The 14,260-nt window shown below is 60.5% G+C and carries 12 protein-coding genes; 7 read left to right on the forward strand and 5 right to left on the reverse strand.

The features are described 5' to 3' along the window. Positions 1-134: 134 nt before the first annotated feature. Both AC3WMV_RS25110 and hslO read right to left on the reverse strand, forming a co-directional pair. The gene (locus tag AC3WMV_RS25110) at positions 135-1,676 is read right to left on the reverse strand and encodes a phosphoenolpyruvate carboxykinase (RefSeq protein WP_027611209.1); all 1,542 of its coding nucleotides are present in this window, start codon (positions 1,674-1,676) and stop codon (positions 135-137) included. Between the two features lie 181 nt (positions 1,677-1,857). Continuing rightward, positions 1,858-2,760, reverse strand: a complete 903-nt coding sequence (gene hslO, locus AC3WMV_RS25115) for an Hsp33 family molecular chaperone HslO (protein WP_103368669.1) — start codon at positions 2,758-2,760, stop codon at positions 1,858-1,860. A 104-nt stretch (positions 2,761-2,864) separates the two neighbouring features. On the opposite strand from hslO, the gene AC3WMV_RS25120 reads away from it, so the two are divergent. Beyond that, complete coding sequence (locus tag AC3WMV_RS25120; protein ID WP_103368668.1) at positions 2,865-3,665, forward strand: phosphatase PAP2 family protein; 801 nt, start codon at positions 2,865-2,867, stop codon at positions 3,663-3,665. An 89-nt stretch (positions 3,666-3,754) separates the two neighbouring features. On the opposite strand, the gene AC3WMV_RS25125 is transcribed toward AC3WMV_RS25120, so the two are convergent. Further along, positions 3,755-4,159 carry an RNA-binding S4 domain-containing protein gene (locus AC3WMV_RS25125; RefSeq protein ID WP_027611206.1) on the reverse strand — a complete coding sequence of 135 codons (405 nt, stop codon included), beginning with the start codon at positions 4,157-4,159 and terminating at the stop codon, positions 3,755-3,757. Positions 4,160-4,375: 216 nt separating this feature from the next. Between AC3WMV_RS25125 and rimB the strand changes: the two genes are divergently transcribed. Both rimB and rimK read left to right on the forward strand, forming a co-directional pair. Continuing rightward, a complete protein-coding gene (gene rimB / locus AC3WMV_RS25130; protein WP_003220644.1) occupies positions 4,376-4,855 on the forward strand; it encodes a retropepsin-like aspartic endopeptidase RimB in 480 nt (159 codons plus the stop codon). Further along, positions 4,852-5,757 (forward strand): 30S ribosomal protein S6--L-glutamate ligase, encoded by a 906-nt coding sequence (gene rimK, locus AC3WMV_RS25135; RefSeq protein WP_007949201.1) that lies wholly within the window; start codon positions 4,852-4,854, stop codon positions 5,755-5,757. The genes rimB and rimK overlap by 4 nt, the downstream gene beginning before the upstream one ends. Positions 5,758-5,957: 200 nt before the next feature. On the opposite strand, the gene AC3WMV_RS25140 is transcribed toward rimK, so the two are convergent. Together AC3WMV_RS25140 and ompR are read right to left on the reverse strand one after the other, a co-directional pair. Continuing rightward, positions 5,958-7,271: an ATP-binding protein gene (locus AC3WMV_RS25140; RefSeq protein WP_027611205.1), complete on the reverse strand. Its 1,314-nt coding sequence runs from the start codon at positions 7,269-7,271 to the stop codon at positions 5,958-5,960. A 114-nt stretch (positions 7,272-7,385) separates the two neighbouring features. Then, on the reverse strand, positions 7,386-8,126 hold the full coding sequence (gene ompR / locus AC3WMV_RS25145) for an osmolarity response regulator transcription factor OmpR (protein ID WP_003220637.1): 741 nt from the start codon (positions 8,124-8,126) through the stop codon (positions 7,386-7,388). Positions 8,127-8,484: 358 nt separating this feature from the next. Between ompR and AC3WMV_RS25150 the strand changes: the two genes are divergently transcribed. From AC3WMV_RS25150 to tauA, 4 genes are all read left to right on the forward strand, one after another. Further along, a complete protein-coding gene (locus AC3WMV_RS25150) occupies positions 8,485-10,809 on the forward strand; it encodes a Tex family protein (RefSeq protein ID WP_103368667.1) in 2,325 nt (774 codons plus the stop codon). Further along, positions 10,809-11,192: a PaaI family thioesterase gene (locus AC3WMV_RS25155; RefSeq protein ID WP_086793980.1), complete on the forward strand. Its 384-nt coding sequence runs from the start codon at positions 10,809-10,811 to the stop codon at positions 11,190-11,192. Before AC3WMV_RS25150 ends, AC3WMV_RS25155 begins: the two co-directional genes overlap by 1 nt. A gap of 270 nt (positions 11,193-11,462) precedes the next feature. Next, the gene (gshA, locus tag AC3WMV_RS25160) at positions 11,463-13,046 is read left to right on the forward strand and encodes a glutamate--cysteine ligase (protein WP_103368666.1); all 1,584 of its coding nucleotides are present in this window, start codon (positions 11,463-11,465) and stop codon (positions 13,044-13,046) included. A 221-nt stretch (positions 13,047-13,267) separates the two neighbouring features. After that, complete coding sequence (gene tauA / locus AC3WMV_RS25165; protein ID WP_103368665.1) at positions 13,268-14,245, forward strand: taurine ABC transporter substrate-binding protein; 978 nt, start codon at positions 13,268-13,270, stop codon at positions 14,243-14,245. Positions 14,246-14,260: the final 15 nt, after the last annotated feature.

Consider the following 14,260-nt stretch of genomic DNA (forward strand, 5'->3'; position numbering starts at 1 on the left):
GCTCCGCCTTTTTCCGGTATCCATTGAATCCTCCTGAAGATTGGTCAGAAGGTGTAAACCTTATTCAGGACGCGACAACACCCACAAAAAAGCCGCCCCTAAGAGGCGGCTTTTTCATTCACCAGAACTAAATCTTACAACTTAGGCCCGGCAGCCTTGATCGCATCGCTCACTTCGAACTTCTTGAAGTTCTCGATGAACAGACCGGCCAGCGCCTTGGCCGCTTCGTCGTAGGCAGCTTTGTCAGCCCAGGTGTTGCGTGGGTTGAGCAGGTTGGTTTCAACGCCCGGTACGGCCAGTGGCACGTCGAGGTTGATGGTGTCCAGGTGCTCGGTGGCGGCACCGATCAGCGCGCCGCTCTGGATCGCTGCGATCACCGCACGGGTGGTCGGGATGTTGAAGCGTTTGCCGACGCCATAGCCACCGCCGGTCCAGCCGGTGTTGACTAGGTAGACCTTGGAGCCGAAGCCGCGGATGCGCTTGATCAGCAGTTCAGCGTATTCGCCAGCCGGACGCGGGAAGAACGGTGCGCCGAAGCAGGTGGAGAAGGTCGACTTGATGCCGCTGCCCGAACCCATTTCAGTCGAGCCCACCAGCGCGGTGTAGCCGGACAGGAAGTGATAGGCCGCTTGTTCTTCATTGAGGATCGACACTGGCGGCAGCACGCCGGTCAGGTCGCAGGTCAGGAAGATCACCGCGTTTGGCTCGCCGCCCAGGTTCTTCTCGGAACGCTTGGCAACGTGCTCCAGCGGGTAGGCCGCGCGGCTGTTCTGGGTCAGGCTGACATCGGCGTAGTCGGCATGCTTGGCGTCGTCGATGACCACGTTTTCCAGCACAGCGCCGTGCTTGATGGCTTTCCAGATGACCGGCTCGTTCTTCTCCGACAGGTCGATGCACTTGGCATAGCAACCGCCTTCGATGTTGAACACCACGCCTTCGCCCCAGCCGTGTTCGTCGTCACCGATCAGGTAACGGCTTTCGTCGGCCGACAGGGTGGTTTTACCGGTGCCCGACAGACCGAAGAACAGGGTCACGTCGCCTTCTTCGCCGATGTTGGCAGCGCAGTGCATTGGCAGCACGTCAGCGGCCGGCAGCAGGAAGTTCTGCACGGAGAACATGGCTTTCTTCATTTCACCGGCGTAACGCATACCGGCGATCAGCACTTTCTTCTGCGCGAAGTTGATGATCACGCAACCGTCGGAGTTGGTGCCGTCACGCTCAGGCACGCACTCGAAGTTGGCCACGTTGAGCACTTGCCACTCGTCACGACCGGCCGGGTTGTACTGGGCCGGGTTGATGAACAGGCAACGACCGAACAGGTTCTGCCAGGCAGTCTGGGTGGTCATTTTGACGGCCAGGTAGTGATCTTCAGCCGCACCTACATGCACGTGGGAAACAAAGTGCTCTTGCGCGTTGTTGAACGCCTCGACACGAGCCCACAGCGCGTCGAACTTGTCGGCCGGGAACTTGCGGTTGATCGGGCCCCAGGCGATAGCGGCCTGGGTGGAAGGCTCTTCAACGATGAAACGATCGACTGGCGAACGGCCGGTGCGATGACCGGTGCGGACTACCAGAGCGCCGGTATCGGCAAGCTCGCCCTCACCGCGTTGCAGGGCTTCTTTAACCAGATCATCAACACTCAGATCGGTGTACACGGCGTTATTGGCTTGCGTCATGAGGTTCCCCGTCGGCCAGTGGCCGAGTGTGCTCCAAACGTTTTGTAGTAGAAAGTCGTGCACTACTACCGCGAAAAAAGTGGGCCGGATTATGCCAGAAAAGCCCAAAAAGAGTAGGGTCCTCCCGTCGTAACGGCGAAATTCCGTCGTTACGCAGTGAATTTACCTGCGCTGAACCGTTTTAGTGCCGGGTATCTGACGGCGTGTCGACGCCTGCGCCAGCGAACAATTGAGCAATATCGGCCGCATCAAACAGGTAACGCTGGTTGCAGAACTGGCAATCGATCTCGACTTCACCACCGCGCTCAGCCACCAGTGCCTGCGCATCTTCCAGACCCAGACTGACCAGCGCATTGCCTGAGCGTTCCCGCGAGCAGCTGCAACGGAAGCGCAGGTTCTGCACATCGAACAGGCGCACCTGTTCTTCGTGGTAGAGGCGATGCAGGACGGTTTCGTTGTCCAGGCTGAGCAATTCATCGGCAGTCAGGGTGCTGGCCAGGGCGGTGATGTGCTGCCAGCTGGCAGCGCGGTCTTCTTCGTCTTTCAGGCGGTCGGCCGGTAGTTGCTGCAGCAGCATGCCACGGGCACGACGGCCGTCGGCGAACAGCTTGAAGCGCGTGCCGACCTGTTGCGACATGACGAAATAGTTGGTGAAGCACTCAGACAGGGTTTCGCCGTCGAGATCGACGATGCCCTGGTAACGCTGGCCGATCGTCGGGTCGACGGTCAGGGTCAGGTCACCGCCCGGCATCAGGTCGGCAAGCGTGGCATCCGCAGCGATCTGCTCGGCGTTGTATCGCGCCAGACCACGGATCTCGCGCTCGCTGGAGCATTCGATCATCAGCAGCGGAATCGGCCCTTCAGAGCGTGCCTGCAAAATCAGCAAGCCGTCGAACTTCAGGGTGCCCACGAGCAGCGAGGCGGCCGCCATCAGTTCGCCCAGCAACTGCGCGACCGGCTCCGGGTACGGGTGCTTGGCGAGGACTTCGGCGTAGCTGCGTTCAAGCGCAACCAGTTCGCCGCGCGTGTCGCTGTCATCGAAGATGAAACGTTGAGTGAAATCGGTATCCGCTAGGTCGGTCATAATTTTGGGTATCTGAATGTGGTGACAAAATGGTTACAAGACGTGAAAATTTGCGCTTCTTGGCACTCTTTTTGGTGCCAGCGCTAAGCCATGGGAGGCATTTTATGAACAATCCGGGTTTGTTCCAATCAAGGTGGAACCTCGGCCGGCTGGTTCTGTGCAACGTAGTGCCACTGGCGCTACTGGCTTTCTGGTTATGGCCTACGGGCAACTCGCTGTGTGTGATTTTCGACGAGTGGCTGTTCCGCTCGCTCAATGCACCACTGGCCAGCAACCCCATATGGCTCCACATCTGGGCAATTGCAAGTCTGCGTCCGTTCGACATCGTCGTCGGACTGATTCTGCTGACGCTGCTGATCAAGGGTGACTGGGTGTTCAAGGCGATTGATGTACGTCGCGCCTTCTTCGGTTTTTTCTCGATTCTGCTGCTGATGGTGGTGATTCGCGCGCTGTTTTCCAAATTCGCCGATCACATGGACTGGCAGCACAGCAGCCCATCGATGGTGCTGGAAGGCGCGGTGCACCTGAGTGACTACTTCCCGCATCTGGAAAAAGCCTGGGAACTGAAGGATCGCTCGAGCCAGAGCTTCCCCGGTGACCACGCTTCGGTGTTGCTGATCTGGGCGCTGTTCATGGGGGTCTTCAGTCGCTCAGTCGGCCAGTTCCTGACGATCTGGGGCCTGGCGTTGCTGTTCATGCTGCCACGTCTGGTGGCCGGCGCGCATTGGGGCCAGGACGATTACATCGGCGGCATGCTGCTGGCGGTGTGGGCGTTGGGTTGGGGTTACTACACACCGTTCGCTTATCACGCCGCCAACTTCTGGCTGAAGGTGACTGCGCCGATTTTCGCTTTGCTGGGCAAGCTGCCGCTGGTTTCGCGGATGAGTGTGGTGTCTGCCCGTTAATGGGTTGAATGCTGAAAAGATCGCAGCCTGCGGCAGCTCCTACATGTGAATACATTTTCCTGTAGGAGCTGCCGCAGGCTGCGATCTTTTTATTCGTGGCTGTTCCCACGAAATTTAAACAGATCCCGCCGCTGCTTCTTGCTCGGTTTGCCGTCGGTACTCACACCTAACGCCCCGGCCTTGCGCATCGCCGCTGCCGCTTCACGTTTGGCAATACTCGCCTCGGTCTCGGTATACAGCGTCTGCGCCTCGGGTGCGCCGCGACGTACGATCGACAAGGCTTCAACCCTCACCGTGCGCTCTTCAAAGCCGGTACGAATCTCGAATTCATCGCCAATGCGTGGCTCTTTGCCAGGCTTGCAGCGGTCGCCTCGGCAATGCACCTTGCCACTTTCGATGGCCGCTTTGGCCAGGGCCCGGGTTTTATAAAAGCGCGCCGCCCACAACCACTTGTCGAGACGGACCTTGTCGTCCTCTTCGCTTTTTTGTGCCATGGAATTTCCTCATTCTGAAATATTGATGAACTGTACTACCGTTTCTGTCGTGCCATGAATGACCCCGTCCCGGATTAGAATGCACACCAGCCGACACCTGCTTGAGGGGTCGGCGATCCGGGCCGTAGATATCTGTCGCCTTTTAACCCTTATTCTGCGTGAATACCGCGAATTCGGCCGCACGCGGCCCGAGCGGTTTCTGCCGGCTGAGCACCTTTGAAGACATTTGACCATTTGACCGTTGTCGGTCTGCGCGAGTGGGTGGCGCTCCCTGATCTGGGAGTCGCCGGCCTGCGGGCGAAAATCGATACCGGCGCCAGCACCTCCAGCCTGCATGCCACCGACATCGAGCCGTTCGAACGCGACGGCGAGAAGTGGGTGCGTTTCACCGCGCACCTGGGCACGGTGGTGCAGTTACGTCACCGGCGCTGCGAAGCGCCGCTGGTTACGCGCAAAACCATTAAAAGCTCCAACGGCCAGGCGCAGGTGCGCTATGTGATCAGCACCACCCTGGCCCTCGGTGATCGGGTCTGGGCAGTCGAGTTCACCCTCGCCTGCCGCAAGTCCATGCGCTATCGCCTGTTGCTCGGTTCCAAAGCCCTGATCGATGGCCAACTGGTGGTCAATCCGGGCATCAAATATGTACAAGACAAGCCGGTGTTCCCGGTATCTACCTCCTCCACAGGTGTTGCATGAAGATCGCTGTGCTGTCGCGGAATCCGCGTCTGTATTCCACCCGTCGTCTGGTCGAGGCCGGCACCGAGCGCGGGCATGAAATGGTGGTGATCGACACTTTGCGCGCCTACATGAACATCGCCAGCCACAAGCCGCAGATCCACTATCGCGGCAAGCCGCTGGAAGGCTTCGATGCGGTAATCCCGCGGATCGGTGCGTCGGTGACGTTCTATGGCTGCGCGGTGTTGCGCCAGTTCGAAATGATGGGGGTGTTTCCGCTCAACGAATCGGTGGCCATCGCCCGCTCGCGGGACAAACTGCGTTCGCTGCAACTGCTGTCGCGGCGTGGCATCGGCCTGCCGGTCACCGGCTTCGCTCACTCGCCGGATGACATTCCCGACCTGATCGACATGGTCAACGGGGCGCCGCTGGTGATCAAGGTATTGGAAGGCACTCAGGGCATCGGCGTGGTGCTGTGCGAAACCGCGACCGCAGCCGAATCGGTGATCGAGGCGTTCATGGGCCTGAAGCAGAACATCATGGTTCAGGAATACATCAAGGAAGCAGGCGGTGCGGACATCCGCTGCTTCGTGGTCGGCGACAAGGTGATCGCAGCGATGAAGCGTCAGGCCAAGCCTGGGGAATTCCGCTCCAACTTGCACCGTGGCGGCAGCGCCAGCCTGATCAAGATCACCCCGGAAGAACGCATGACCGCGTTGCGCGCGGCCAAGGTCATGGGGCTGGCCGTGGCGGGTGTGGATATCCTGCGTTCGAACCACGGGCCGCTGGTGATGGAAGTGAACTCGTCGCCGGGCCTGGAAGGGATCGAGACCACCACCGGCAAGAACGTGGCGGGGATCATCATCGAACACCTTGAGAAGAATGGCGGGCCGAATATGACCCGGACCAAAGGCAAAGGCTAAAGCGAGGAGCAAGAGCCCTCACCCTCACCCTCTCCCAAAGGGAGAGGGGACTGATTGGGGGATGCTTAAAAGATACGTCGACCTGATCCTACTGTGCCGAATCCGCAATCGCCCCAGTCTTTCAGGTCGATGTATGACGCCAGACACCTCGGTCAGCTCCCTCTCCCTCTGGGAGAGGGCTGGGGTGAGGGTTTTATGGTTTAAACGGCATCCCGAGGCAACATCAACCCCAGCGGTAACCTGACTCGCGCTTCCAGTCCGCCCCCGGAGCGGTTGCGCAGCTCGACATTGCCGCCATGCATCGAAGCAATCCGCTTCACGATCGCCAACCCCAGCCCGGTACCTTTCCCGCCCCGGGCACGATCGCCACGGGTGAACGGGTTGAAGATCGCCTCAAGCTCCGACGGATCGATCCCCGCGCCACGGTCCATCACGCTCAGCACCACATACGGCGCGCTGGTATCACCGGACACATAAGCCGCGACCTCGACGCCGCTGCCGGCATGGTTCAGGGCGTTGCCGATCAGGTTGTTCAGCAGGCGTTTCATCGACACCCGGCGCAGCGGAAACGGCTGGATCGGTTCCAGACGCAGACGCACTTTCTCTTCGCTCTGGTTGTACGGCGCGGCCACTTCACGCACCAGATCGCTCAGATCGACTTCCTCCACCGACTCGTCACGACCGTCGCGAATGAACGCGAGGAACTGATCGAGAATCGCGTCCATGTCTTCGATGTCGCGCACCATGTCGTCGGTCAAATCGTTGCGATCGCCCATCAGTTCCAGCGACAGACGCAAGCGGGTCAACGGTGTGCGCAAGTCATGGGAGACCCCCGCCAGCATCAGCTCACGCTCGCGACCGGCCTGTTCGACGTCTTCGGCCATCTGGTTGAAGGCGCGATACACCTCGGTCATCTCGCTCGGTGTGTCGCTGATCGGCAGGCGCACGCTGCGACCCTGACCGAGTTGCCGCGCGGCATATACCAGACGTTTCAACGGCTGGTTGAGCTGACTGACGAAAATCCATGCAGAGGCGGTGGACAGCAAACCGATGGCGAGGAACCAGCCGAGTACGTTCCAGATTTTCTGCCCGCGCAGCGGATGCGGGTACAGCGGCACTTTCAGCCAACCGTCGCCGAGGCTTGGCGCACGCACCCACAGCGCCGGCGGCGAGTGCATGCGCAAACGCACTTCGGTGTCGGCGCCCAGCTCCGCCTGCATCTGCCGCTGATAGATTTCACTGTACGGCCAGTGCTGCTCGCCCTCCGGCACTCCGGCGCCGACCACCCGGATCAGGGTCGCGGCATCGGCGATCTTCGCGCGGTTTTCTTCATCAGCCGCCCAATAGGCGCGCAGCGTCAGGGCGACGCCGTGGCTGTATTGGCGATCCACCAGCACGTCCTCGTTCATCAACAGATAAACCAGGGTCAGCGCCTTGGAAAACAGCACGACGATGAGCACCAGCCAAAGGGTGCGGGAGAAAAAACTTTGGGGGAACCAGACGGGGGTTTTCATCGATAACCGTTACACACTTGCAGGAGCGAGCCATGCTCGCATATTGCGGATTGCGAGTCTGCGTAGAGGGTCGATCAACCCGATCGGCGCAGACCCGCTCCTACAAATCGCCGATCACTTGGTGGCGGCGCCGTCCGGTACGAACACGTAGCCCACACCCCAGACAGTCTGGATATAGCGTGGTTTCGACGGATCCGGCTCGATCATCCGGCGCAGGCGGGAAATCTGCACGTCGATGGAACGCTCAAGGGCATCCCACTCGCGACCACGGGCCAGGTTCATCAGTTTGTCGCGGGTCAGCGGCTGACGCGCGTTCATTACCAGCGCCTTGAGTACCGCAAACTCACCGGTGGTGAGCATGTGCACTTCTTCGCCACGTTTCAGTTCGCGGGTCGCCAGCGACAGCACGTAATCACCGAAGGTGACGTTTTCGTCTTCGCTGCCCGGCGCGCCCGGCACCGGTGCGGCCTGACGCCGCAGAACGGCTTTGACCCGTGCCATCAGCTCGTCCGGGTTGAACGGCTTGGCCAGATAGTCATCGGCGCCCAGTTCCAGGCCCTTGATGCGGCTCATCTCATCGCCCTTGGCGGTGAGCATGATGATCGGAATCTGATTGTTCGCCGCCCGCAGGCGACGGCATGCGGTCAGGCCGTCTTCGCCCGGCAGCATCAGGTCGAGGACGACCAGATTGAACACTTCACGCGACAGCAGACGGTCCATTTGCTCGGTGTTCGGTACGGCACGGGCGCGGTAGCCCTTGCTGACGAAAAAGCGTTCCAGCAGGCTGCTCAGCCCCGGATCGTCGTCAACAATTAGAATTTTTTCGCCTTCAGCATTGTTTGCAGTGCTGCTCATTGGATGCTCCTTTTAGCTCGGCGCGCATTATGGCGTAGCTGCCGTTATACGCACCGTGTGCATTGTTAGCAGATTTTTCCTTCACTGCCAGAAAACCGGGGTTTCTACCTACAGACTGCTACACCCCCGAATGACAGAACGCTGGTTATAATGCGCGGCGTTTTGTGCCAGGCAACGTCTGAATCGTTACCGCAGGTGGCCGCGATATTTTCCGGGCCTGCGCAGTAATTATTCGATTTCACGGGTCAATGGGGTGCCTTTTGACCCAGGCAGCGGCAATTTTCTAGCCGCTCAACCAGACTCCGGGCCTTTATTTCCGTGCCTGCGAGCCTGCTTTCACAATATGTCAGGTGGTTTTATGGACAGCATCAACAGCCGCATCGCCGAGGAACTCGGCGTACGCCCGCAACAGGTCGAAGCGGCCGTCGCGCTACTCGATGAAGGCTCTACCGTTCCCTTCATCGCCCGTTACCGGAAAGAAGTCACCGGCAGCCTCGATGACACCCAGTTGCGTCATCTGGAAGAGCGTCTGCGCTACCTGCGAGAACTCGACGAACGGCGCATCAGCATCCTCGCCAGTATCCAGGAGCAGGGCAAACTCACCCCTGCCCTCGAACGCGACATCAAGCTCGCCGACACCAAGACCCGCCTCGAAGACTTGTACCTGCCGTACAAGCAGAAGCGCCGCACCAAGGGCCAGATTGCCCTGGAAGCCGGCCTCGGCGAGTTGGCCGATGGCCTGTTCAACGACCCGAACCTGACGCCAGAAACCGAAGCCGCACGCTTCGTCGACGCCGAGAAAGGCGTAGCCGACGTGAAAGCTGCGCTGGAAGGCGCCAAGTACATCCTGATGGAGCGTTTCGCCGAAGACGCCAGCCTGCTGGAAAAGCTGCGCAACTTCCTCAAGCAGGAAGCGACCATCAGCGCCCGCGTGATCGCCGGCAAGGAAGAAGAAGGCGCGAAGTTCCGCGATTACTTTGAACACGACGAGCCGCTGAAAAGCATGCCGTCGCACCGCGCACTCGCGATTTTCCGTGGCCGCAACGAAGGAATTCTCAGCTCCGCGCTGAAAGTCGGCGACGAACTGCCGGGCACCATGCACCCGTGCGAGGGCATGATCGGCCAGCAATTCGGCATCCAGAACCAGAACCGCCCCGCCGACAAATGGCTCGGCGAAGTGGTGCGCTGGACCTGGAAGGTCAAGCTTTACACCCACCTCGAAACCGACCTGCTCGGCGAACTGCGCGACAGTGCCGAAACCGAGGCGATCAACGTCTTCGCCCATAACCTGCACGACCTGTTGCTGGCCGCTCCGGCCGGCCCGCGCGCCACCCTGGGCCTCGACCCGGGCCTGCGTACCGGCTGCAAGGTCGCGGTGGTCGACTCCACCGGCAAGCTGCTCGATCACGCCACGGTTTACCCGCACGTGCCGCACAACAAATGGGATCAGACCATCGCGATTCTGGCCGCCCTGTGCGCCAAGCACTCGGTTGACCTGATCGCCATCGGCAACGGCACCGCCAGCCGCGAAACCGACAAACTGGCGATCGAGCTGATCAAAAAATACCCAGCAATGAAGATGACCAAGGTCATGGTCTCCGAGGCCGGTGCATCGGTGTACTCGGCGTCGGAACTGGCGGCCAAGGAATTCCCGGATCTGGACGTGTCGATCCGTGGCGCGGTGTCCATCGCCCGTCGTCTGCAGGATCCACTGGCCGAACTGGTGAAGATCGATCCGAAATCCATCGGTGTCGGCCAGTACCAGCACGACGTGTCGCAGTTGAAACTGGCGCGTGGTCTGGATGCGGTGGTCGAGGACTGCGTAAACGCCGTCGGCGTCGATGTGAACACCGCCTCGGTGGCCTTGCTGGCGCGGATCTCCGGCCTCAACGCGACCTTGGCGCAGAACATCGTCGCTCACCGTGACGAGCACGGCGCCTTCAAAACCCGTGCGGCACTGAAAAAAGTTGCGCGTCTGGGCGAGAAAACCTTCGAACAGGCCGCAGGCTTCCTGCGCGTGATGAATGGCGACAACCCGCTCGATTCCTCGGCCGTTCACCCGGAAGCCTATCCGCTGGTACAGCGCATCGCCGCTGAAACCGACCGCGACATTCGCTCGCTGATCGGCGACGCCGCGTTCCTCAAGCGTCTGGACCCGAAGAAGTTCACCGACGAGACCTTCGGTCTGCCGACCGTCACCGACATCCTGCAAGAACTGGAAAAACCCGGTCGCGACCCGCGTCCGGAGTTCAAGACCGCAGAGTTCCAGGAAGGCGTCGAAGACCTGAAAGACCTGCAACTGGGGATGATCCTCGAAGGCGTCGTCACCAACGTGACCGCGTTTGGCGCATTCGTCGACATCGGCGTGCATCAGGACGGCCTGGTGCACATCTCGGCGCTGTCGGAGAAGTTCATCAAGGACCCACGCGAAGCAGTGAAGGCCGGTGACGTGGTGAAAGTGAAGGTCATGGAAGTCGATATCCCGCGCAAACGCGTCGGTCTGTCGATGCGCATGAGCGACACCCCGGGCGAGAAGATCGACGGTGCCCGTGGTTCGCGTCCGGGCTCGGCACCGCGCCAGTCTTCGGGCAACACGCCGCGCAAGGAAACGCCCGCAGCGGCGCCGGTGAACAACGCCATGGCTTCACTGTTCGCCAACGCCAAGCAGTTGAAGAAACGCTGATGGAGATTCCGGCCGGGCTCGTCGAGAGCGCGTTTTTCAAGCTGTTGGGCTGCCGCCTGCACAGCCTGGAAACCGGGGTGGCGCAAGTCGCCCTGGTGCTGGAACCGCAACTGCGCAATCGCGGCGGCAAATTGCACGGTGGCGCGCTGTTCAGTCTGGTCGATATCGCCATGGGGCTGGCCTGTTCCAGCACCCACGGCTTCGATCAGCAGAGCGCGACCATCGAGTGCAAGATCAACTACATCCGCGCCGTATCCGACGGCGAGGTGCTGTGCACGGCGCGGGTGATCCACCCGGGCCGCCGCACGCTGGTGGTCGAGGCCGACGTGATGCAGGGCGACAAACTGGTCGCAAAAGCGCAAGGCACGTTCGCTGTCCTGTAGATGTTGTTCATCATTTTGAGTTAATTTCGGCGCAACGAATCCTGTGGGAGCGAGCCTGCTCGCGAAGACGGTGTGTCAGTCGACGGTGATGTTGGCTGCAATACCCTCTTCGCGAGCAGGCTCGCTCCCACAGGGATTGTGCAGTTCTTGACTGACCGGCAAATGGCCTGCCGCTACAAAACCAGGCGAAAACGCCAGTTTCAACTTCACCCTTGTAGACCGTCCTGCCCACCCCCATATTGGGGCGACTGACGCGTGAAGGAATCCAAATTGAGCGAACTTCTCAACCGCCGCCTGGCTCTGCTCGGCGAGCGCGCCAACCTCTCTCTGCTCGAACAGTGCCTCCACGGTATCGAACGTGAATGCCTGCGCGTGACCAGTAAAGGTCGTCTGGCGCAAACGCCGCACCCGGAAGCCTTGGGTTCCGCGCTGACCAATGAACAGATCACCACCGACTATTCCGAGTCGCTGCTGGAATTCATCACCCCCGCCCTGCCCGATCCGGCCGATACGCTGGCGAGCCTGGACAAGATTCATCGCTTTGCCTACAGCAAGCTCGGCAACGAGTACCTGTGGAGTCCATCGATGCCGTGCCCGTTGCCGGCCGAGGAAGACATCCCGATCGCCTATTACGGCACCTCCAACATCGGTCAGCTCAAGTACGTTTACCGCAAGGGCCTGGCCCTGCGGTACGGCAAGACCATGCAGTGCATCGCCGGGATTCACTACAACTTTTCCCTGCCGGAAAAGCTCTGGCCGCTGCTGCGCGAAGCCGAAGGTTTCGTCGGCACCGACCGCGATTTTCAGTCGTCGTCGTACATCGCGCTGATCCGTAACTTCCGCCGCTACAGCTGGCTGCTGATGTACCTGTTCGGGGCTTCGCCAGCGCTGGATGCGGGCTTCCTGCGCGGCCGTTCGCACCAGTTGGAACAACTGGATCCGGACACCCTGTACCTGCCGTACGCCACCAGCCTGCGCATGAGCGACCTCGGTTACCAGAGCAACGCCCAGGCCGGCCTGACGCCGTGCTACAACGATCTGGCGAGCTACACCGACAGCCTGCGCAAGGCCGTGGCCACGCCATACCCGCCGTACGTGGAAGTCGGCACGCACCAGGATGGCGAGTGGGTACAGCTCAACACCAACATCCTGCAGATCGAAAACGAGTACTACTCCAACATCCGCCCGAAACGCGTGACCTACACCGGCGAGCGACCGATCCAGGCCCTGATGGCCCGTGGCATTCAGTACGTCGAAGTGCGTTGCCTGGATATCAACCCGTTCCTGCCGATGGGCATCGACGTCACCGAATCGCGCTTCCTCGACGCGTTCCTGCTGTACTGCGCGCTGAACGACAGTCCGCTGCTGACCAACACTTCGTGCGGCAATGCCACTTCGAACTTCCTCAGTGTGGTCAAGGAGGGTCGCCGTCCGGGCCTGCAATTGCAGCGCGACGGTGAAGCGGTCGAATTGAAGGTTTGGGCAGCCGAGCTGCTGGAAAAAATCGCCCCGCTGGCGGCATTGCTCGATCAGAGCCATGGCGGCGACGCACACAGCAAGGCGCTGGATGCGCAACTGGCCAAGGTCAAGGATTCGTCCCTGACCCCGTCGGCCCAAGTGCTGGCGGCCATGGCCGAGCACAAGGAAAGCTTCGCGCAATTCTCCCTGCGCCAGAGTCAGGCGCATGCCGAGTTCTTCCGCAGCGAGCCATTGGCGGCGGATGAACAGGCGAAGTTTGAGGAGCTGGCGCGTTCTTCGCTGGCGCAACAGGAGGAGCTGGAGCAGAACGAGGTCGGTGATTTCGACGTGTTTGTCGGGTCGTATCAGGCGAGCATTCTGGCGATCAGCAACTGACATCAGAAGGTTCTTCGAACCTTTTCGCGAGCAGGCTCGCTCCCACATTAGATTGCAATCTCCTGTGGGAGCGAGCTTGCTCGCGAATGACCGCGCAGCGGCCAGGCTTAGATTTTTCCGCTCATAAGCTAAGTCTAAAAAGTTATTTATTTTTAGATTCTTAGATCATTTAGGCTCCTTTCACGCCGATCGTCGGTCGCCTGATTTGGAGCACTCCCCCCATGAAACTGAATTTCCCGCTTCGCCTGCTGGCCGTGGCCTCGTTGGCTGCTGCGAGCTTTCTGGCGCAGGCCGCCGACCTCACCGTCGCCTACCAGACCACCGTCGACCCGGCGAAAGTCGCCCAGGCCGATGGCGCCTACGAAAAAGCCACCAAGGCCGACATCAGCTGGCGCAAGTTCGACAACGGCGCCGACATCATCGCCGCCATCGCGTCCGGTGACGTGCAGATCGGCTACCTCGGTTCCAGCCCGCTGACCGCTGCGATCACCCGCAAGGTTCCGGTGGAAACCTTCCTCATCGCCACCCAGATCGGCGCCGCCGAAGCACTGGTCGCCCGCGACGGTTCCGGAATCAAGAGCCCGCAGGATCTGGTCGGCAAGAAAATCGCCGTGCCGTTCGTGTCCACCGGTCACTACAGCCTGCTCGCGGCGTTGAAGCACTGGAACATCGATCCGTCGAAAGTCACCGTACTCAACCTCGCCCCGCCAGCGATCATCGCCGCGTGGAAACGCGGTGACATCGACGCGACTTACGTTTGGGATCCGGCCCTCGGTGTGGCCAAGGAAAACGGCAAAGTGCTGATCACCTCCGGTGAACTGGCCAAGTTTGGCGCGCCGACCTTCGATGCCTGGATCGTGCGCAAAGACTTCGCCGAGAAGCACCCGGAAATCGTCACCGCGTTCGCCAAGGTCACCCTCGACGCCTACGCCGATTACCGCAAGGATCCACAAGCCTGGCTCGCCGACCAGTCACACGTCGACAAGCTGGTGAAGCTCTCCGGTGCCAAGGCCAGCGACATTCCATTGCTGCTGCAGGGCAACGTCTACCCGCTGGCGGCTGATCAGGTGATCACTCTCGGCGCGCCGACCACCAAAGCCATTACCGATACCGCCGCGTTCCTCAAGGAGCAAGGCAAGGTCGAAGCCGTACTGCCGGACTACGCGCCGTACGTCAGCGCCAAATACATCACCAATTGATCGGGAGTGGACTGC

The organism is Pseudomonas sp. FW305-3-2-15-E-TSA4 (assembly GCF_058787295.1).

Bases quoted from the DNA above. Each gene is read 5' to 3' on its own strand.
- AC3WMV_RS25110 (WP_027611209.1), bottom strand. From the start codon at position 1,676: ATGACGCAAGCCAATAACGCCGTGTACACCGATCTGAGTGTTGATGAT.
- hslO (WP_103368669.1), bottom strand. From the start codon at position 2,760: ATGACCGACCTAGCGGATACCGATTTCACTCAACGTTTCATCTTCGAT.
- AC3WMV_RS25120 (WP_103368668.1), top strand. From the start codon at position 2,865: ATGAACAATCCGGGTTTGTTCCAATCAAGGTGGAACCTCGGCCGGCTG.
- AC3WMV_RS25125 (WP_027611206.1), bottom strand. From the start codon at position 4,159: ATGGCACAAAAAAGCGAAGAGGACGACAAGGTCCGTCTCGACAAGTGG.
- rimK (WP_007949201.1), top strand. From the start codon at position 4,852: ATGAAGATCGCTGTGCTGTCGCGGAATCCGCGTCTGTATTCCACCCGT.
- AC3WMV_RS25140 (WP_027611205.1), bottom strand. From the start codon at position 7,271: ATGAAAACCCCCGTCTGGTTCCCCCAAAGTTTTTTCTCCCGCACCCTT.
- ompR (WP_003220637.1), bottom strand. From the start codon at position 8,126: ATGAGCAGCACTGCAAACAATGCTGAAGGCGAAAAAATTCTAATTGTT.
- AC3WMV_RS25150 (WP_103368667.1), top strand. From the start codon at position 8,485: ATGGACAGCATCAACAGCCGCATCGCCGAGGAACTCGGCGTACGCCCG.
- AC3WMV_RS25155 (WP_086793980.1), top strand. From the start codon at position 10,809: ATGGAGATTCCGGCCGGGCTCGTCGAGAGCGCGTTTTTCAAGCTGTTG.
- tauA (WP_103368665.1), top strand. From the start codon at position 13,268: ATGAAACTGAATTTCCCGCTTCGCCTGCTGGCCGTGGCCTCGTTGGCT.